This is a genomic window from Brevibacillus sp. M2.1A, assembly GCF_013284355.2.
Lineage (GTDB): Bacteria > Bacillota > Bacilli > Brevibacillales > Brevibacillaceae > Brevibacillus.
Genome location: NZ_JABSUY020000001.1, coordinates 2,452,139 through 2,471,359 on the forward strand (window position 1 = coordinate 2,452,139; position 19,221 = coordinate 2,471,359).

A 19,221-nucleotide genomic window follows, 5' to 3' on the forward strand; every position below is an offset into this window, starting at 1 on the left:
TTAAGTGAAAAAAAATCTAATGAAGTCAAATTTAATAAGAAATATTTTACTGATGATGCTTGCAGCCCTTTTTCTATCAAAAGAGACGGCTTTGGCAGCGGGTAATGCAGTGAGCAGTGCAGCGGGTTATCATCACTCTGTCATTCTGAAGAGTGATGGTACAGTTTGGGCATGGGGTGAAAATAGTTACGGTCAATTGGGAGATGGCACAACTGTTCAAAAAAATGTTCCTGTTCAAGTAAAAGGTCTTACAGACATTTCGCGTATTGCTGCGGGAGTGTACCATAGCTTAGCTTTAAAAACTGATGGTACAGTATGGAGTTGGGGATATAATTATCACGGTGCATTAGGTAACGGCACAAATATAAATAGTGCTACACCGGTACAAGTAGTTGGTCTTACAGATGTCAAAGAGATTGCTGCTGGAGGAGATCATGGACTAGCCCTCAAGAAGGATGGTACGGTGTGGATGTGGGGAAGAGTGCAGGGGTTTAACACAACAAATAAACCGTTCAAAGTAGAAGGGCTTACAGACATAAAAGGTGTTTCTGCAGGGAACGCACACAGTCTCGCTCTAAAAAAAGACGGAACTGTATGGGCTTGGGGGGAAAATTCTAGTGGTCAATTAGGCATTAACAATACAACATGGACTTCAACTCCAACTAAAACAAACGGACTTTCAAATATTGTCTCTGTTGCAGCAGGATTCAGTCATAGCTTGGCTCTTGATGTAAATGGCAAAGTATATGCGTGGGGGAGCGCAGGACAAATTGGTGATGGTGATGGCAGTTATTCGGATAAACTTGTTCCGGTGAACATATCGGAATTGACAGAGATTGTAGAAGTTGCAAGTGGGCCTATTGCAAAACATAGTATAGCTTTAAAAAGAGATGGAACAGTATACGCTTGGGGTAATAACTCTCAAGGTCAACTAGGAAATGGAACAACTTCATTCAGTCCAAAACCTGTAAAAATCACATTTACACCATAATTATTACAAGTAAATCCCCCTTCTAACCAAGGGGGACAACATTTCTTTCGGAGGCACTATGAAACTCCTGTCGACAAAATCAACACTGATCTTTATACTATGCATTTCCCTATTTGCAACGCTTATACCACCAGTGAGTATCCTGGCAAATTCACCGTCAGTGCCAAACTCATACGACGTACAAAGTGTGGAAGAATCAACTCCTACCGACACAATAGATGAAATCCAGCAATCCATCGCAGAGCAAACTCTCACCCCTTTACCAGAAAAAAGAGAAGCAAAAAATCCCGCATCATATAACGCAGAGGACATCGCTTCACTAACATGGACCGAGCTGGATGCAAACACAGCAATCGAAATCCACCAAACATTCGACCGATCCTTACTAAAATACGCTGCCTATTTTTATCCGGATCTATTGCAGCTGCTTTCAACTGAAGAACAAGCAGAAGTCAAAGCTTTTACCAGTGACCAGCTCATTTCTCAATTCGATAATCTCAGTCAGGAAAATAAGGCCCTCTTAAATCGCCTTACTCCCCTCGTACAATCGAAAGTAAATGAACTCAAGAGTCTGGAAGAAACGCTCGACATTCAAGCAGTGAATACAACTCCTCCAGAAGTTCTCTACACAGAAAAAGATCAAGAGTTTCGCTTTGCTCGTTCAAAAACAGAGCAAGCCGTAGATGATGTATATCGAGCTGCGAACCTGGTCGAGCAAGATCTCTACTTGCCAGGAAAGCATGGACTAGATCTGGATATAAAGCGCAGATACCACTCCCTGAGCAGTAAAATCAGTGTACCAAGCTGGGACGATGATCTAGACAAGAATGAAGCCCTAACCAATGAGAAATTTGCAACCGGTTGGGATTTTAATATGCCAAGACTGGATATCGTCACGCGGGAGCAGGCAGCTACAGTAAGGGACGACCCCTATAATCCAGGCCAGCAAATTTACTCCACCAACATAGACAAGAGTCCAACGGCGAATCGTTATTACATTAGCTTAGAGGACGGGACATCTTTAGAATATCGGTTCAACAAGTTTGTGAATTATCCGTATAAGGACATCATGTTCATCACTGACAAAGTGAATCAGAAGTACACGTTGTATTACCGTAATCTGAGATATGAATTTGATGTAAAGTCTGGAACGGTCGTCAAATCCAATATTTATGGGGACACGATCAAATACAACGTTAACAGCGACGGAGAGCCAGTCAGCATTGAAGACAGTGTCGGTCGTTATGTGGTGCTGAAACGAAAGCAAAACAACACAACGCAAGACTTGATTGTCTATAAAGATAAAACTGAGACTACTGTGCTCAAGCACATTCGCTACCACTTTGAACGAAAGCTAGCATTGAACGGTTACCATCAGCTCGTCCGAGTAGAAGTCCTGCCGACAGCAGGGAGTGGAAGCGGTTCTTATACAGTAGCAAATTATTCGTATCATAATCCTACTACCAAGGGTATTGCTTATTTCAATTTAAACAAAGAATACACACTGGATAAGCTCCCTACTGATCAAAGTCTTCAAGATTCAGCAAAGTATTGGGAATCGGATACAAAGAAGCGTAAGGAAATCGATTACTTGCTCATGCAAGAAGTTTCCTATCCGCTGCAAGGATTAAAAATCAATTACGAATATCGCCCCTATCAACTAGGTCAAACGACGTTCAATGACGGTCTCGTACGGATTTTTCAAGACAAGTATGCACTAAGCTATGTAGCTTATCATCCAGTCAATAAAGTATCGTACAGCTATACGCAGAAAACGCCAAAAGGAACTAATACGTATAGGCTCGAAAAGAACTATGCCAATAACGACAACCTCCGCGAGATATGGAAGGTACCAAAGGAACAACTGCCCAGATTGAAGAATTTTGCGGAACGACATGGGGATACCATCCAAGTCACCGAATCTGAGGCTTCCCGTTACACGAAGAATTCCATTTACAAGGTTAATCAAGATGGAAATACGTTGCTGCGGAGCGAGAAGACAACAGGCGTGAGCAAAGGCGGAACAAATGTATCTGGCGCGAAGTATCGGGTCGAGTACAATCCAACTACGTACACAACCTACGCCTATTCCGGCCGGAACACAAAGCCGACTTATCAATACGTTTTCCTGGAACCGACATCGGCAGTTAGCGATCTGGATGTTTACAATTCCTACTTGAAAGACCCGAACCTTTCCAATCGCTCACGGTATGCGGCCAAGATCAACAATTACGCTCAAGAGACGTATTTGGAATATAACGATTACGGACAACTGATCAAGCAGATTGCACCGGATGGGATTGTAAGTACATGGACATATGATGCAGAAGGGGTAAATCCATGGGGCTTCCGGACCTTTTCTGTATTGAAGGCAGCCAGAACTCAATCTACTTCCGCTTCGGGCGATCCGTATTATTCGAATACGACATTCGAATACAACAATCAATATTTGCTCCGAAAAGAAACGGAGATCAACTCGTTCCCTGCAAATTTGATCGATAATCACAAGAGCCAATCGGTTGAACGGACATATGAGTACACCAATAACCAGCTCTACTCGATTACGGAAGACTTTGGCGCAGGAAAGACAAGGACGCAGACCTTTACCGCCTATGATCAATATGGCGTTCAGCCAACACAAATCGCACTCGCAGGTGTTGAGCTGGAAAGCGGCAAATCGGATGTATTGAATTTTTCCTACGAAATCGATGACAAAGGCCAAATCAAAAGCCAGACCTATCCAAATGGAAGTAAGGCTACATACGATTACGATGAGTTAGGCCGACCGTTATCGGAGACTTTTCACAATCAAAGCGCAAAACGAACCATAACGTATGTGTATCGGGACGGCGAAGCTTCTGGATCGAGTTCAGAAGGACCGGGCATCGTGGAGAAAATTGCCCCGGATCAATCGAAGCTGATCACTTACTACACCCCGTATGGAGATACCGCCTATCAAGAGCAGGTGGGCACGACAGGTGCGAAGCGTCCATTGGTAGAAAACGAGTTTACGCCAGATGGCATGGAGATAAGCCGCACGGTTCCTTACGGGAAGCAGGAGCAAAGCACCTCGTACCTGTATGACTGGGACGGCTTTGTGTACCAAACGACGAATTCTTTAGGAACCACCAAGCAACATCGAAACAATGCCTACTCGGATGGAACAAGATACTTACCCCGTCTGACGGAACAAACGCTCTCTCCGAATGGCTATATCGCGACCACCTACCGTGATTTGTATGGAAAAGTGGAGAGCACTGAGGAGACGACGCAAAGCGGCAGTCATCATCGCGTGACGAACTACCAGACGGATCGATTCGGGAAAGTAACTAATAAAGAAATCTCAGACGGCAAAACTTCCCAAGCGTGGAGTATGCGCTTCGACCATAACGACAACCTGGTGTATTTGCAGGACCCTGAAAATAACGTAAATGTATACGGGTACGATGGGCTAGGCAATCTCACCAGTGTATTGGAGAATGGCACGACTACGGCAGAGTATACCTACAATAGTTTGTCGTGGAAGCTCTCGGAGAAGAATCCAGAGACAAAAGCGGAGACGTACACCTACGACAAAAGCGGTCTTGTGAAGAGTTACAAGGATAAAAACGGTGTCACATTCAACTACGACTACACGCCTTTCAATGAATTAAAGAAAGTTTCTTCCGGCGCTTCTTTCTATGAAGACCGCGTGTATGATCCACAATCTGGCCTGCTTCTGAGTGAAAATAATCACACCGGAAACTCTATCAGCTATGGCTACGATGGGTTCCATCGGAAGAATCGTCAAACGATGATGGGCAAGGACTACCAGCTTCTGTATTCTGATAACGACGATACGATAGATACACTCGTATACCCTGCAAGAAGTGCGGTATCTGGTTCTGCCCCATCTCTAAGTGTCGGATACACCTATGACAACGCAAACCGATTAAATTCGGTGGCGATCCCGGGAGTGGGAACGACCACATACACGTACGATATCAGCAACACAGGTGAAACCAATGCTGTATCGTATCCGGGACAACCGACAGCGATGCAGCAATCGGTCAGCTCATTCGGTGAAAAAACAGCCTTGAATCACGCAGACGGCTGGAACGAGACAAATGGCTACGATCTGTTTGGGAATATCACCAGCCAAAAGCGATCCGGTACGAATTATGGATTGTTTGTGTACGACAAGCTTTCCCGGATCAAGGAAGAATCGGTCGAAGGAAACGTCAAGCAATACGCTTATGACAAACGCGGCAACCGCCAAGTGTATGCAAACGCTCCGGTAGATATCCTGCGCTCCTATGAAATGAAGCACGATTTGTTTAATCGTTTGCAGGAGTACAAGGATGAGAAGGGTACAACGACATACACGTATTACCCAGGTGGACTGCGGGCGACGAAGCAACAGACTGGCAGCGTGACGGATACGACTCACTACGTCTATTTGGATGGGCAAGTGATTGAAGAGCTGACGCAGGATGGCAGGGTCAAGGCGCGGAATGTGTTTGGTAACCAGTTGATCTGGCGAAAAGACTATGCGTCGAATCTTGAAGGTAATTACTATTACAATAGCCATGGTGATGTTGTCAAAATCAAGGCTCCTAATGGGAATGTTCTGAATACGTACGACTACGACATCTGGGGCAATTTGATTGCGGATAAGGTCAAAGAAACGATTTCCAACCCGTTTATGTATGCGGGGGAGATGTTTGATAAAGAGAGCGGGTTTTACTACCTGCGTGCCCGGTATTATGATCCGAAGATAGGGAGGTTTATCTCGGAGGATACGTATAAGGGGCAAGTGGATAATCCGTTGTCGTTGAATCGGTATACGTATGTAAGTAATAATCCACTGCGGTTTGTCGATCCAAGTGGTAATAAACAATGTGAAGGCGCGAATAATTGTGATGGAGATTACGAGTCACGTCTGCATTATATTTATGTAAGCACCAAAGATTTGGACTTGTCACAAGCTCTTACGATATTATCGACAAGTGGAAAGTTTTCCGATACAGTTGTCCAAGGTGCTCAAAGAACGGTATTACTATCAGTTATGGGACCAGACAAAGTCTCAAAATCATTCAGGAATGCGAAGAGTGCAGCCCAATTAACAAAATACAAAGAGGTTTTAAAGACATGGCAGGATGCTAACCCATTAATTGAGAGTTTAAGAAGTACTGGTAAACTACCGTCAAACTATTTTACTAAAGACCAAGCTCGGGCATATGGATGGGCAGAAGGTAAAGCAGTTGGAAGTTGGGTAAAGCATATCCCTAATGCACAAATAGGTGGAGACATATTTGAGAACAATAAAGGTACATTACCAATGATAAATGGAAGGGTGTGGTATGAGGCAGATGTAGGACTTGTAAATACAATGGGTAGAAATAAGCAGCCCGGTACTAGATTGGTATACTCAAATGATGGTCAAATGTGGATTACTATAGACCATTATGATAACTTTTATTACATTGGGAATTATTTTGATAATGGAAATATGACATAAAATAAAGGAGTGTCTTTATGAACGAATTTGATGATGAAGTACGTGTTGCAATGGTTGTTATTGATGTGTCGGAAGTCAAAGATCCTTTCGAGTTACAGAATGTATTGAAGGAGAAATTGGGGTTTCCTGATTTTTACGGTAAAAATTGGGATGCTTTTTGGGATGCTATTACTGGACTAGTTATGTTACCAGAAAAACTAGTTTTTATAGGATGGGATGATTTAGTAAGAAACCTACCTAAGGATGCAGAGTTTTTAGAAAAGTTAATTGAGAAAAAAAATAATAAGTACCCATCCACATTTGTGGAAGTAGACTATAAATAATGATTAGCCCCAAGCGAGTAACCAAAACTCGTATGGGGCTTCTTTAATTTATTCATGAAAAAAGCAAAAACTCTATTCTTGCTTTAAGGTGAAAATTTATAGTAATATAAATTCAAGGAAGTCAAACTGTAAATTTATAGTACACGTGTTTCAAAGAAAGGTGTGTAACCATGTTTAACCCCGAAACAAAAACAGCCTTTCTTCAAGGATATAAAGAAAATACCCAAAAAGCTTATTCTAGAGTGTTCAACCTGACAATGAAGTTCGAAGTGGAAAAGGATAAGGATTTGCTCCACTTTACACTGGATGAGATTGAAACTGCCCTGCACAGCTTCCATGCTTCTACAGGAGACTCTCTTAATACGGCTGGGAGAACGATTTCTGCTTACTTGAATTGGGCAAGGGCAGAGGGGCTTAGAGAGGACATCAATCCACTGGAGTTCGTTTCAAAAGAATGGTTTAAGAACATGGTAGGTAACACCCACCAACAATTTATTACGAAGCAAGAAATCGATGCAATCATTGACCAATGTAATAACGATCAGGATTCTGTGATTCTCTCCCTGCTATTCGAAGGTGCGGGTGGAAGAGAGGTAAGTGAACTACGCAATCTAAAACGTGATCAAGTCAATGATGAGAAACGAACATTGATATTGATTAACGATAAAGAAGAAACAAGAGAAATTCCAATATCCGAGCAGTGTCTGAAATTAATAAATGGCGCAATCAAGCAAAAGGATTATCTCAAAGGGAATGGGGAGATGAGACGAGATCATCTCAAAGAAACAAGTGAATTAATTGAAACAGGCTATGTAATCAGACCAGCCAAGACAAGAAATGTTCATATGGAACAAGTCAGTCCTCATCTGATTTATGGGAGATTACATGCATTAGAAGAATACTTTGGTTTGGACAATCTACGAGTGAAAACGATTCAACGCAGCGGGATGATCTGGATGGGAAAACAACTGTTAGAACGTGATGGTGAACTCGGAAAAGAGCAGTATTATGAGATATGTGAACGGTTCAGCGTAAGCAAAGTAATGAATGGCAACAAGCTAGAGTATATGTGGTGGGGATTAAAAGACTTGATAAATCCAGACATGATTGCTGCATTGTACGAGTAACGCACCTAGAGGATGTAATTCCTCTGGGAAAACAAGATAAAACTAAAAATTTATTGTAAATTGATAAGGGAGGTGATCAAACACATGAGTTGCTATCTTTTGTTATAACAGTCCAAATCATATCCAATATATTAAAATTTATAGTAAAAAGGAGAGAATATTATTGTTTGATTCCATCAAAATGAAAGTAAGTTCCGTATTTATTCAACCTGACATATTACGACAATATAACTTTGCATCTTTTACATACCGTAATCAGAAAACAGGTGTTATGACCACATTCCAAATGCAAGACGAGATCATTCCATATATCAAATATCAGGAAGCAAGCAGCACTTTAACTATCCAAGTTTCGATTCCCAAGATGCTATATGGAAACAATGTCAAAGCAATCGAACTATCAGATATTCCTATCTTCTTTCAGCGTATACAAGAACGATTACAGTTATTATTCGGTATCCATATTGCCCATGAAGATTGGAGAATTACCCGTTTAGATGTTTGCTGCAATTTCCATGTTGGGAATCGAACAGGGGAATATGTTCGTCAGTTGAGCAAAGGGAAAATGCCATATAAAGATACACGAAATTATAATCATGATGAAACGGTAGAGTTTTATAACAAAAGCAGCAGAGTCATGCTATACGATAAATACAAGCAATGTAAGCGAGCGAAGGAACCGAAGGAGATCATTGAGCAATCCAAGGGAATTTTACGATTAGAAATTAGACCGAGCGACAATGACATGAAGAAATATACCAAAGAGAAGAGAGCCATTCATCTCGTCACTCATTCCTTTTTTACCTACATAATCAACAAGACACTTGAGGGATTGCCATACACAGAAAATGTGGAAACCATTGATTATGAATGGCTTTTGGAAAATAAGAAGGACATATCCAAGATTGAGACCTATCTAGCCTACACCATGATCAAAAATTTGTTCCAAGAAAGTGGAATAAGAGCAATTTATACAACATCCACTCTTCCTAATCGTAGGAGTTTGGCAAAGCAAATAACCATCCCGAAAAAGGAAGGGTTAAAAAGATTGGAGATTGTTGATTCAGTTCAGGGCTGAAGACATCCACCCAATTGAATCTGTTACGTTTACGATAGCGATAATAATTACAGAATATTGTATCTGATTCAAGGTGCCAAAGCGTGAAAAGTAGGAGAAATAAGGACAAATTGGTACAACCTATGGAAAAACGAGGGGAAAACGATGCATTGACGATTGGAACGGTGGGGGGCAAATTACATCTAAAGCCGAATCTAGCACCGAAGATAAGCGCCTTGCACATCGAGTTCCACGGTGAAGTTGTAGAAATTACAATAAGCAGCTATTCAATTTCAATAAGCTGCTCAATAGGAATGTTTAAAGTCTTGCAGATGAGTTCTAGTGTTTCCAAGTAAACCCGATCAACCTTTTCAGAACAAAGATGATTGACTGTGCTGGCTCGCAACCCAGTCAATCTAGCCAACTCCCGCTGAGTTATCCCTTTTTGTTCAAGAATTTCTCTTAATTTTATACGAATTGCCATGTAGTTTCTCTCCTGAAAAGTGACTCCTAAGAGACGGAATTTGTTTTCATTATAGCATCGAAGAAGGAGGAAGTCATTGAATGTTACGGTTAAGAGTTATATAATAAAACCATAATGTTTCGGTTAAGCGTTACATTAATTTCAATTCCTGTAACGGTAGGGGTGAAACGCATGGAGAAAGTAGTCGGTTATGTGAGAGTATCCACCAAAGGACAAGTAAAAGATGGGTACAGCCTATCCTATCAAGTAGAAGAGATCGAGCGCTATTGCAAGGAGAATAACCTAGAATTACTCGGAATCTACAAAGATGAAGGAATCAGCGGAGCAAAGGTGGACGAGGATGGATTAACGATTGAACGTGCAGGTCTACAGGAATTACTTGCTAATCTTCATTGGCAAAAAGTAAGCCATATTATCGTTCTCAACACTTCCCGATTATGGAGAGCGGATATGGTGAAAGTCCTTATCCAAAGAGAGTTAAAACGGCACGCGGTAGATGTAAAAGCAATCGAACAGCCCAACTATAGTATTTATGCCCATGACCCGAATGATTTTCTGATTAATGGCGTGATGGAATTACTCGATCAATACCAACGTTTGGAGATCGCACTAAAACTAGGGAGGGGAAGAAAAAAGAAAGCGCAACAAGGAGGATATGCAGGAGGTGGCGTTGCTTTCGGATATACGGCAACGAAAGGACAGAAAGCGATTCAGATAGATGAGAGACAGGCTGAGACGGTACGTAGATTGTTCTCCTTACGTGAAACGCATCCCACTTGGTCACTGTCCCAATTGGCTGACCAACTGAATGCAGAAGGGTATACAACGACACATGGTAAGTTTTTTACCAAGGTACAGGTCAAACGAATTATTGATCGTGAAGCCTTCTACAAGGGTACCTACCGCTATGGTCAGATTGAAGCAAATGGACTTCACGAAGCCATTATGTAGCGGGAGGAACGAACGTGGAAGCGCAATTCACTCACTATCAACAGGAAGAGATACGCTCTCTTGAAAAGATTCAGACGTGTGAAATAGGTACGCAATTAATCTTTGACTATGTTCAACAGGAAAACGCTGTATTTAACGTCGCTACGATAGAGGAAATCATCAGAGTCATTTTTCAAGTGGAAGTGGATCAACGAGAATACTTGTTGCAAATCCGTTTAGCGAAGGCATTGTCTAGCACCAAATTACAACCGTAATGATAGAACGATAATGACATGAAAAGAATGTACGAGCTAACGTATCCGTGCGTGTTCATCCTTGAATAATGCTTGTTCGGAGGGTGCTGGCATTCCTTTTCTCTACATCATTACTCATCAAAGATAGGGGTGAAGTCTTTTTGCATCATAAATTGAAGTACCTATATATCGGAGTAGACTTACATAAACGTCATCATACAGCGGTGATGATGACCTGTTTCCATGAAAAGAGAGACGAAATCCAATTCGAGAACAAGCCGTCAGCGTTTCCTAAGTTTCTGCAACAGGTAGAAAAAATGGCAAAGAGGGAAGGCTTGACCCCTGTGTTTGGCTTGGAGGATGTAGGGGGCTACGGAAGAGGATTGGCTATGTTCCTTAAGGTAAACAAATACGAAGTAAAATCGGTTAACCCTGCCCTTACGATATCTATTCGGAGAAGCAGTCCGAATAACAAGAAAACAGATGCGTGGGATGCAGAGTGTGTGGCTCGAATCCTGATTTCCAACTTGGATACATTGCCGACTGCGAATCCACATGACCTTTATTATGCAATCTCACAGCTTGTCACAAGAAGAGAGAACATTGTGAGTGTTGTAACAGGAATCAAGTTACAGCTTCATCAATTGCTAGGTTATCACTATCCAAGTTACAAGAAATTCTTCTCACAAGTAGATGGGAAAACAGCATTAGCTTTCTGGCTGAAGTATCCTTCTCCAAGTTGTTTGAGCGGGGTGAATGTGGATGAATTGGCTAACTTCTTATACAAGAAGAGCAATCGCTACATGTCTACCAAGAAGGCAAAGGACATTCTATCTCTCGTACAGCAAGATGGAGACACATCGAAAGACTATCAAGGAGTCAATGATTTTCTTGTTAAAAATGTGGTTCGGGACTTGATCGCCAGAGACCATCAGCTATCACAAATTGACACAGAGTTGGCTAAGCATCTTGCATTACTGGATTACAAACTAGAGACCATGCACGGAATTAGTACGGTCACGGCAGCGGAACTAATCGCGGAGATTGGCGATATTTCACGTTTTTCCAATGCTGACAAGTTAGCTAATTTCGCTGGAATTGCACCCGTTCAGCATAGTTCAGGGAACAAGCAGAAGAGTAAAAAGAGCAAGTTAGGCAACCGTAGCCTGTATGATATCTTCTATAATCTTGCCATTCGTCAACTGGGTGTATCAAGGGCGAAGAAACCCAATCATCCTGTTTACCATGCATACTACGAAAGAAAGCTGGCAGAAGGGAAAACCAAGTGGCAAGCGATTATTTGCGTCATGCGTAAATTGGTCAATGTCATATACAGCATGATGAAGAACAAGACGGAATATAAAATGCCAGTCCTTACAGAACAGGTGGCGTAGTAGCAGGGTGGTAGCGGAAATGTTGCCACCTAACCTTTATCCATTGAGCGCTTTATCATGGAGGATACTTATAAGGGTTCGGTGGATAATCCTCTATCCTTAAACCGATATACGTACGTGCATAATAATCCTATTGCTAATATTGACCCGACTGGAAACTACTGCGTTTCTGCAAATGGTAAATATGCTCATGGAGGTGGATGTAATTCAGAAAGTAGTATTTATCTGGGTGACGATAGAGACTTTGCAGGTCGACCTGTTATAGATAACGGAAGTGTTAGTGGTTATATTGGAGTTGCTGGACCAGGTTATGGTCAACAGAATTACTGGTCGTCGTTTAAAGAAGACTATAACTACGTAAGATGGGTAAGTGGTGATAATGAGTTCTACTATAGTCTAGACCAAGAAATGAGGTCAAAATTAAAGACAAGATTGCTTCAAGGTTATATGGTAGACCAGATTGAAAAAGGGTTTCCAGATTTTCAGGCAGGATTTAACTATGATCCTAGCTCATTAACGTCTTATGCGGGTTTAAAGAATTCTACTACACCATGGGATATTAAGACAGGTGCTAGTAGTAAAATTGACTATAATATAAATGGTTCTAAAGTATCTGCATACCAAGACCCGAAAACTGGGCTTTATTGGGCTAGGGATACAGAAGGGCATGCAGGAAGGGATGGTCAAGAAGGAAAAGCTTACAAGGTGTTCGAAAAGCGGGGAAATGAATTACGATGGGTAGCTGACGCTGATAAATATGGAAATTATTTACCGAACGTCCATAAAGGTCCAACTGGTCTAAAAATTAAGATAAAATAGTGAGGTGATTACATGTATTTGACTAAAGAACAAGCATTGGAACTGCATAAGCTTGGATTCCTAAAAACTTATTATGATGGAGAAATAGCGCCTTGTGACTTTTACTCTTTTAAAGATGAAGAATGGATACTAGGTGGCAGAATTCTACCACAAGGAGACTTATTAGCACCTGAGGAAGTTATTTCTGGAGGAATATGGTTGCCGAGTATACAAGATTTACTTTACTGGCTATCAGATCATGACTTTACGTTTGTAATTGAGTCTAAAGAAAGAGGGTATGGTTATAAAGTTGACGTATGCAAAGAAGGAAAGAACTACATGGGAAAAGGCGGGACAGTAGAGTTTGCTTTATATAAAGTAATTGTGAAGATATTGGAACAAAAAAGATAATATATTAGCTTGACCCCAAACGAGTAACCAACTACTCGTCTGGGGTTTCTTTTTCGACGTTTATAAGTGATGTTCATCTTGGATACATAACTTATGGAAAATCAAAGCTTGGGGAGGTAGTTCTTGTACCAGAGAAGAACAAATTAAAGTGATGTGGAGTTTAGCGGCAACAACGGAAGATCAGAATAAAGCTTTGAAGAATGGCAACTAGCTGGAGTATATGTGGTGGGGATTAAAAGACTTCATAAATCCAGACATGATTGCTGCATTGTACGAGTAACGCACCTAAGAGGATGTAATTCCTCTGGGAAAACAATATAAAACTAAAAATTTATTGTAAATCGATAAGGGAGGTGATCAAACGTATAAGTCGCTATCTTTTGTTATAACAGTCCAAATCATATTCAATATATTAAAATTTATAGTAAAAAGGAGAGTATATAATTGTTTGATTCCATCAAAATGAAAGTAAGTTCCGTATTTATTCAACCTGAAATATTACGACAATATAACCTTGCATCTTTTACATACCGCAATCAGAAAACAGGTGTTGTGACCACATTCCAAATGCAAGACGAGATCATTCCATATATCAAATATCAGGAAGCAAGCGGCACTTTAACTATTCAAGTTTCCATTCCTAAGCTGCTTTATGGAAATAATGTCAAAGCAATCGAACAATCAGATATTCCCATTTTCTTTCAGCTTGTACAAGAACGATTACAGCAATTATTCGGCATCCACATTTCCACGAACCCCTGTTGGAAGCATACAAGATCAATCATGTAGAACAAGACTGTCTCACAAGTAAAGAATTCCACTACAAGAGACAGTCCTATTTTTTATACAACCAAGAATTACCGTTCTAAACCTAAATGAATCAAAGGAAACGGCCTCCCCGAACCATCCAGCTCAGACCGTCCTGTCTGCACAAACCCATACCTTCTGTAGAAAGCATAAGCCCCTTCGTTTTGCTCGTTGACATCTACTTTCAGATTCGGACCATACTTACGTTCTGCATGTTCGAGTAATCTACGCCCAATCCCTTTCCCGTGGTATTCTGGATCAACGAACAGCATTTCGATTTTCGCTCCATCAAGGCCAATGAAGCCTACAGGCTCTTTCTTCTCGTTAATTTCCATCCATACCTCAACAGCAGATAGTGCTTCATTTTTTACCATGTTTTTATAAAACTCAATATCTTCTTTCGTCAAAAAATGGTGCGTATGGCAAACAGCACGATACCAAATATCTACCAATTGATCACGATAGCTGACTTCATAAACTACAGTTTTGGTATTCATCATGAAACCTCCCAATTCAAACTGACAAACAAAAAAGAGCGCTCTTGAGAGCCTATTATATAGAGTCGCCAGAAGCTTTCCTATCTTGTTCACAGCTTTTCTATCCTCCCAGAATAATCTGACGACTGAAAAGGGGGAAGGGTGCAAAAAAGATGCGAGATGTTTCATGGAAAAAACGGGATTTCGCTACTGAATTTAGCAGAATTTTTAAAATATTTCAGACAACGATTCGCAGATTAAGCTATACTGTTTTTATGGAACAATCTTCTAATTAGTGGGGGCGGAAAATATGAAAAAACTCGTTTCACTGGCAGTCGTTGCAAGTATTGCGATCCCGTTACTAAGTCCAACGTTTGTCCAACATGCTGCTGCAAATGCTATTCATGACTATCGTAGCGAAGCTCAGGTCAACCAGTTCCGACCACATGGTGGAGATAAGCAGGAAGTGAATGATTACATAGCGTCCTTGGTGAAGCAACGCTCCAATCCTGCTGAGGTAGCAAAGCTGGTGGCAGATGACTCCTTGACGAATTTTGCGATGAAAACCTATGTGGAAGGACTGGCGCAATACAAAAACATTCAGGTGATCGAAGCAAAAGTTGACAAGCTGTACACCGTCACGAAGGAGGATGCTTACAATAACTACCGTGCGATTGTGAAATTCAAATACGTCGGGTATACCGCAGATAACAAGGCCATTGAAAAAACGGATTATCTCGGCCTAGCCAGACTCGGTACAGACCCGGTGAACTGGAAGGCGTGGGGAGTCGTTTGGCAGGACTCTGGCATCGATGTGTCAGATGTGAAGCTGATTCAGTTGGAGAAGCCACGCAAAGGCGAAGAAATATGCGTGATCACGACAGATGCTGGTGTGATCAAGCTGAGACTGTTCCCGAACAAAGCTCCAAAAGCGGTGGAAAACTTTAAGACTCTCGCCAAAAAAGGGCAGTACAACAATATGATTTTTCACCGTGTGATCAACGATTTCATGATTCAGGCGGGAGATTTGAAAGGGCCGGATGGCAAGGAGCTCCCGAGTATTTACGGAGAGTCCTTTGAGGACGAGTTTAGCAGGGATCTGTTCAATTTCAGGGGAGCGCTCAGTATGGGGAATGCTGGACCCAATACGAACAGCACGCATTTCTACATTGTACAAAGTCCCAAGGTAGATCAGGAGTACCTCGATTTGTCGGCGCTGCCGTTGAACGCAGAAGCAAAGTATAAAGAAATTGGCGGACGGGCTTACCTCGACAACCGCCACACTGTTTTTGGTCATGTATTTGCCGGGATGGAAGTCGTTGACAAGATCGCTGCCCAGAAAACAGATGAGAATGCGAAGCCCATCCAAAATCCGATCAAGGTGCAAAAGATCGAATTTGTCCCGTATAACGAATAAGCTTCGCCAGCAAAGCAAAAACCCCCTCTCATTCCTGGCATTTGGGATGACGAGGGGGGTTGTCAATGAAGGGGAGATGCAAGTCAATACGGCTCCCAGCGCAGTTTGCGTGCCTTCTCGAATCGCTCTTCCACATAGGGCCAGTTGACGATATTCCACCAGTTCTCTACATACTTGTCTCGCTGGTTTTGATACGCCAGGAAATAGGCATGCTCCCATACGTCCAGGGCCAGTAGCGGAATCACATCCCATTGTGACAGGTTCTGGTGCTTTTCGGCTGTAAGAATCTCCAGATGATGTGCCCGCGGGGACCAAACGAGGATCGCCCACCCAGGACCTTCTACCTTTTCTGCCGCCTGACTAAATTGTCTCCTAAAGGCGTCATATGAACCGAAATACCGATTGATTGCCGCCGCGAGATCACCAGAGGGAGTGCCACCCCCATTTGGACTCATGGAGGGCCAAAAGATCGTATGCAAGTAATGACCGGCCCCGTTGAAGGCTAGCTCACGTTCCCAATGGCGAATGAGATCGAAGTTGCCACTCTCTCGGGCATCCGATAGCTTCCTCTCTGCTGTATTGAGATCGTCTACATACTTTTGGTGCAGTTTGTTGTGATGGATTTGCATGGTTGCTTCATCGATGTACGGCTCTAAAGCGTTGTACGCATAAGGGAGCGGGGGGAGGGTATGCCGGCCGACAGCCACGGGGCGTGCCGCACGGACTGGCTCGCGTGCACTGGGATAGGAAACGGGTTCTGGCACAACAGGCACTTGTGCTTCTTCCGCCACCGCTGGCTGTGCATTCATTGATTCCGCAACAGGTTCCCTCGTTTCTCCTTCCAGTTGGTCATCTTCACTCAACTGAGCCAGTCGTAAAAAGTGATGGAATTGCTGCTGCACTTGTTCGGCGCGAGTGATGAGAGCAGGGAGTTCGTCGCTGTCTTTTGCCGAATGGAGCTTGGATGCTTGCCTTCCGATCTGTGTAAATGTTTCCTCGAATTTGTGCAGATGCCGTTCGAGTTCTCGGTTGAGGGTCTTATGTCTTCGTAAATGATCGATCCATTGGCGGCCCCATTGGCTCCAGTCCAGCAAATTCTTGGCTTCTTCTACCAAAAGATTCTCCTCCTCGTGGGCACATCATCACTCCTCACATTATGAAAGGTGCCTAGAGAAGGTGCGACATTTGCGGAGTACAAGAAATTTCATCTCGGCATATGGTAGTAGCACAAATGTTTGAGTGGTATGCTGTACTATATTCATTTCAACAGGGGAGACACATTAGCATGAGTAGAGAACGAGCGATAGCCGTTATTGATTCAGGAGTGGGAGGATTAACTGTTGCGAAGGAAGTCATGCGTCAGCTACCCGAAGAACGGATTGTTTATGTAGGCGATAACGCCCGTTGTCCGTATGGCTCCAAATCGCCGGAAGAGATTCGTACCTACAGCTTTCAAATGATCGACTATGTGATGCGTACACCGTTAAAGGCATTGGTGATCGCCTGTAATACTGCGACTGCCGTCGTGCTGGAGGAAGCGATGGGTGATTTGCCGCTGCCCGTCATCGGGGTGATTGAACCAGGGGCGCGTGCAGCTGTTCAAGTGACGAAAAACGGAAGGATCGGTGTCATCGGGACGGAAACGACCATTCGTACCAGGGCTTATGAACGTGCGCTTTTACGGATTCAGCCGGATCTGTACGTCGCAGGCATGGCTTGTCCCGCATTTGTGCCACTGGTGGAGAGCCACATGGCGAACACAGAGGAAGCAAGAAGAGTAGTAAAAGAAACGCTTGCCCCGTTCTTGCACGAAGATTTGGACACGTTAATTTTGGGTTGTACACACTATCCGTTGCTAGCTCCAATTATCTCGGAAGTGATGGGAGATCGAGTGCGCCTGATTAACTCCGCAGAGGAGACAGCACGAGAATTGTCCCTGCAAATTGCGACGGACGCCGAAAGCAAGCAAATAGAGCGCCCGGAGCATTTGTTTGTGACCAGTGGGGACGCCCACAAATTCCGGACCATTGCAGAAGAATGGCTGGATTGCAAAGTAAACGTCCAGCACAACTCATTGGAAAAAACCGTCCAGCCCTAATGAAAGGCCTTGTCTGGCGAGACAAACTTTCAACGCATAAACCCAAGCCTAGCTCGTATACATGGTAGTACAAAGTGTGTGGAGGAGGCTGGGGAAATGAAGATAAGGCACATCGGGAAAATGACGGCCGTGCTGGGGGTTAGCGCAGTGCTTTTGTCGGGCTGCGGTCTCTTTGGCCCGGAAAAGGAAACGATAAGTATTGATGCACCACCACAGTCTGAGGTATCAGTTGATTTGCCAAACGGCACGCCGTCCCCGGATGCTTCAAAAGAAGGAGCACAACCGGTCGTTCAGGAGACTGGAGAGAGAATGGTGTACTTGCAGGATGCCAACGGATATATCGTTCCTGTCTCGATGACGCTTCCGAAATCAGAAGGTCCTGCCAAACAAGTATTGAGCTACATGGTAAAAGGTGGACCGGTAGAGAGCATGCTCCAGGGTGGCTTCTCCGCTGTCTTGCCGAAAGGGACGGAAGTAAAAGGACTTGTCATCAAAAACGGCGTAGCCACTGTCGATTTTTCCAAAGACTTCAAGACGTACGAGGAGAAAGACGAGAAGAAAATTGTCGATGCCGTCACCCGGGCGCTGACGGAATTTAGCAACGTCAAGACTGTGCAAATTTGGGTGAACGGAACTCCATTAACAGAAATGCCAGCAGCCAAAACGCCCATAACGCTATTAGACCGTAATCAAGGAGTCAATCTCGAATTGGGCGATGGAGCAGTACCAGGAGACACTTCCAGCGTAACGGTTTATTTCCAGGGACAGCTGGATGATACCCGTACGTATTATGTCCCAGTCACTCGCCTGGTTCCTGAAACGGCTGATATCGCCAAGGCAACCGTTGAAGAGTTGATCAAAGGGCCGAAACAAGGATCTCATCTCTTCAGCTCCTTGCTGCGTACGACACGTGTTCTAAATGTGAAGCAGGAAAAAGATTTGGTGACGGTCAATTTGAGCAGTGACATCCTCAAGTATGACGATGGCAAGGAAGCGAGCCCAGAAGCTCTGCAATCGCTCGTCTTGTCATTGACAGAGACGACAGGAGCCAAGCAAGTGCAGCTGCTGGTGGAAGGAAAACCGCTAGCTAGTGGCGAGTTCACCAAGCCAGTGAGCCGTCCGGTTCAACTCAATCCCATACAGATGTAAGGAAC

16 protein-coding genes and 1 pseudogene are annotated in these 19,221 nt (G+C 43.2%); 14 read left to right on the forward strand and 3 right to left on the reverse strand.

Going from position 1 to position 19,221, the window contains the following annotated elements; genetic code table 11:
* Positions 1-4 precede the first annotated feature (4 nt).
* The 5 genes from HP567_RS11885 (at position 5) to HP567_RS11905 (ending at position 9,019) form a co-directional block, all read left to right on the forward strand.
* Positions 5-991, forward strand: coding sequence for an RCC1 domain-containing protein (locus tag HP567_RS11885; RefSeq protein WP_229087995.1), 987 nt, complete (start codon positions 5-7; stop codon positions 989-991).
* A gap of 187 nt (positions 992-1,178) precedes the next feature.
* Positions 1,179-6,491, forward strand: a complete 5,313-nt coding sequence (locus tag HP567_RS11890) for an RHS repeat-associated core domain-containing protein (protein ID WP_229087997.1) — start codon at positions 1,179-1,181, stop codon at positions 6,489-6,491.
* A 17-nt stretch (positions 6,492-6,508) separates the two neighbouring features.
* Positions 6,509-6,814 (forward strand): barstar family protein, encoded by a 306-nt coding sequence (locus tag HP567_RS11895; RefSeq protein ID WP_173608525.1) that lies wholly within the window; start codon positions 6,509-6,511, stop codon positions 6,812-6,814.
* Positions 6,815-6,984: 170 nt separating this feature from the next.
* Complete coding sequence (locus HP567_RS11900) at positions 6,985-7,941, forward strand: tyrosine-type recombinase/integrase (RefSeq protein ID WP_173608524.1); 957 nt, start codon at positions 6,985-6,987, stop codon at positions 7,939-7,941.
* 163 nt (positions 7,942-8,104) lie between these two features.
* Positions 8,105-9,019, forward strand: a complete 915-nt coding sequence (locus tag HP567_RS11905) for a phage/plasmid replication domain-containing protein (protein WP_173608523.1) — start codon at positions 8,105-8,107, stop codon at positions 9,017-9,019.
* Positions 9,020-9,281: 262 nt separating this feature from the next.
* On the opposite strand, the gene HP567_RS11910 is transcribed toward HP567_RS11905, so the two are convergent.
* The gene (locus tag HP567_RS11910; RefSeq protein WP_007722198.1) at positions 9,282-9,482 is read right to left on the reverse strand and encodes a helix-turn-helix domain-containing protein; all 201 of its coding nucleotides are present in this window, start codon (positions 9,480-9,482) and stop codon (positions 9,282-9,284) included.
* A gap of 171 nt (positions 9,483-9,653) precedes the next feature.
* Here HP567_RS11910 and HP567_RS11915 point away from each other — a divergent pair, with 171 nt between their 5' ends.
* From HP567_RS11915 to HP567_RS11940, 6 genes and pseudogenes are all read left to right on the forward strand, one after another.
* Complete coding sequence (locus HP567_RS11915) at positions 9,654-10,433, forward strand: recombinase family protein (RefSeq protein WP_173608522.1); 780 nt, start codon at positions 9,654-9,656, stop codon at positions 10,431-10,433.
* A 14-nt stretch (positions 10,434-10,447) separates the two neighbouring features.
* Positions 10,448-10,687, forward strand: coding sequence for a hypothetical protein (locus HP567_RS11920; RefSeq protein WP_173608521.1), 240 nt, complete (start codon positions 10,448-10,450; stop codon positions 10,685-10,687).
* Positions 10,688-10,827: 140 nt separating this feature from the next.
* On the forward strand, positions 10,828-12,060 hold the full coding sequence (locus HP567_RS11925) for an IS110 family transposase (RefSeq protein ID WP_173608520.1): 1,233 nt from the start codon (positions 10,828-10,830) through the stop codon (positions 12,058-12,060).
* Positions 12,061-12,102: 42 nt separating this feature from the next.
* Positions 12,103-12,220: pseudogene (locus tag HP567_RS30115) on the forward strand (RHS repeat-associated core domain-containing protein); the annotation flags it as partial.
* Positions 12,221-12,891: 671 nt separating this feature from the next.
* Positions 12,892-13,269 (forward strand): hypothetical protein, encoded by a 378-nt coding sequence (locus HP567_RS11935; RefSeq protein ID WP_173608518.1) that lies wholly within the window; start codon positions 12,892-12,894, stop codon positions 13,267-13,269.
* Between the two features lie 444 nt (positions 13,270-13,713).
* Positions 13,714-14,058 (forward strand): hypothetical protein, encoded by a 345-nt coding sequence (locus HP567_RS11940; protein ID WP_173608517.1) that lies wholly within the window; start codon positions 13,714-13,716, stop codon positions 14,056-14,058.
* A gap of 68 nt (positions 14,059-14,126) precedes the next feature.
* Here HP567_RS11940 and HP567_RS11945 read toward each other — a convergent pair whose 3' ends face one another.
* Complete coding sequence (locus tag HP567_RS11945) at positions 14,127-14,573, reverse strand: acetyltransferase (RefSeq protein WP_173609122.1); 447 nt, start codon at positions 14,571-14,573, stop codon at positions 14,127-14,129.
* A gap of 289 nt (positions 14,574-14,862) precedes the next feature.
* On the opposite strand from HP567_RS11945, the gene HP567_RS11950 reads away from it, so the two are divergent.
* On the forward strand, positions 14,863-15,969 hold the full coding sequence (locus tag HP567_RS11950) for a peptidylprolyl isomerase (RefSeq protein ID WP_173608516.1): 1,107 nt from the start codon (positions 14,863-14,865) through the stop codon (positions 15,967-15,969).
* 83 nt (positions 15,970-16,052) lie between these two features.
* Here the strand turns inward: HP567_RS11950 and HP567_RS11955 are convergent, their stop codons facing one another.
* Positions 16,053-17,084, reverse strand: coding sequence for a superoxide dismutase (locus tag HP567_RS11955; RefSeq protein ID WP_173608515.1), 1,032 nt, complete (start codon positions 17,082-17,084; stop codon positions 16,053-16,055).
* A gap of 170 nt (positions 17,085-17,254) precedes the next feature.
* On the opposite strand from HP567_RS11955, the gene racE reads away from it, so the two are divergent.
* Together racE and HP567_RS11965 are read left to right on the forward strand one after the other, a co-directional pair.
* Entirely contained in the window at positions 17,255-18,067 is an 813-nt protein-coding gene (racE, locus tag HP567_RS11960) for a glutamate racemase (RefSeq protein ID WP_173608514.1), read from the forward strand.
* 96 nt (positions 18,068-18,163) lie between these two features.
* Positions 18,164-19,216 (forward strand): GerMN domain-containing protein, encoded by a 1,053-nt coding sequence (locus HP567_RS11965; protein WP_173608513.1) that lies wholly within the window; start codon positions 18,164-18,166, stop codon positions 19,214-19,216.
* The last annotated feature ends 5 nt before the right edge of the window (positions 19,217-19,221 follow it).

Coding starts and splice junctions, on each gene's coding strand:
- racE (WP_173608514.1), top strand. CDS start 17,255: ATGAGTAGAGAACGAGCGATAGCCGTTATTGATTCAGGAGTGGGAGGA.
- HP567_RS11945 (WP_173609122.1), bottom strand. CDS start 14,573: ATGAATACCAAAACTGTAGTTTATGAAGTCAGCTATCGTGATCAATTG.
- HP567_RS11950 (WP_173608516.1), top strand. CDS start 14,863: ATGAAAAAACTCGTTTCACTGGCAGTCGTTGCAAGTATTGCGATCCCG.
- HP567_RS11900 (WP_173608524.1), top strand. CDS start 6,985: ATGTTTAACCCCGAAACAAAAACAGCCTTTCTTCAAGGATATAAAGAA.
- HP567_RS11935 (WP_173608518.1), top strand. CDS start 12,892: ATGTATTTGACTAAAGAACAAGCATTGGAACTGCATAAGCTTGGATTC.
- HP567_RS11910 (WP_007722198.1), bottom strand. CDS start 9,482: ATGGCAATTCGTATAAAATTAAGAGAAATTCTTGAACAAAAAGGGATA.
- HP567_RS11915 (WP_173608522.1), top strand. CDS start 9,654: ATGGAGAAAGTAGTCGGTTATGTGAGAGTATCCACCAAAGGACAAGTA.
- HP567_RS11895 (WP_173608525.1), top strand. CDS start 6,509: ATGAACGAATTTGATGATGAAGTACGTGTTGCAATGGTTGTTATTGAT.
- HP567_RS11965 (WP_173608513.1), top strand. CDS start 18,164: ATGAAGATAAGGCACATCGGGAAAATGACGGCCGTGCTGGGGGTTAGC.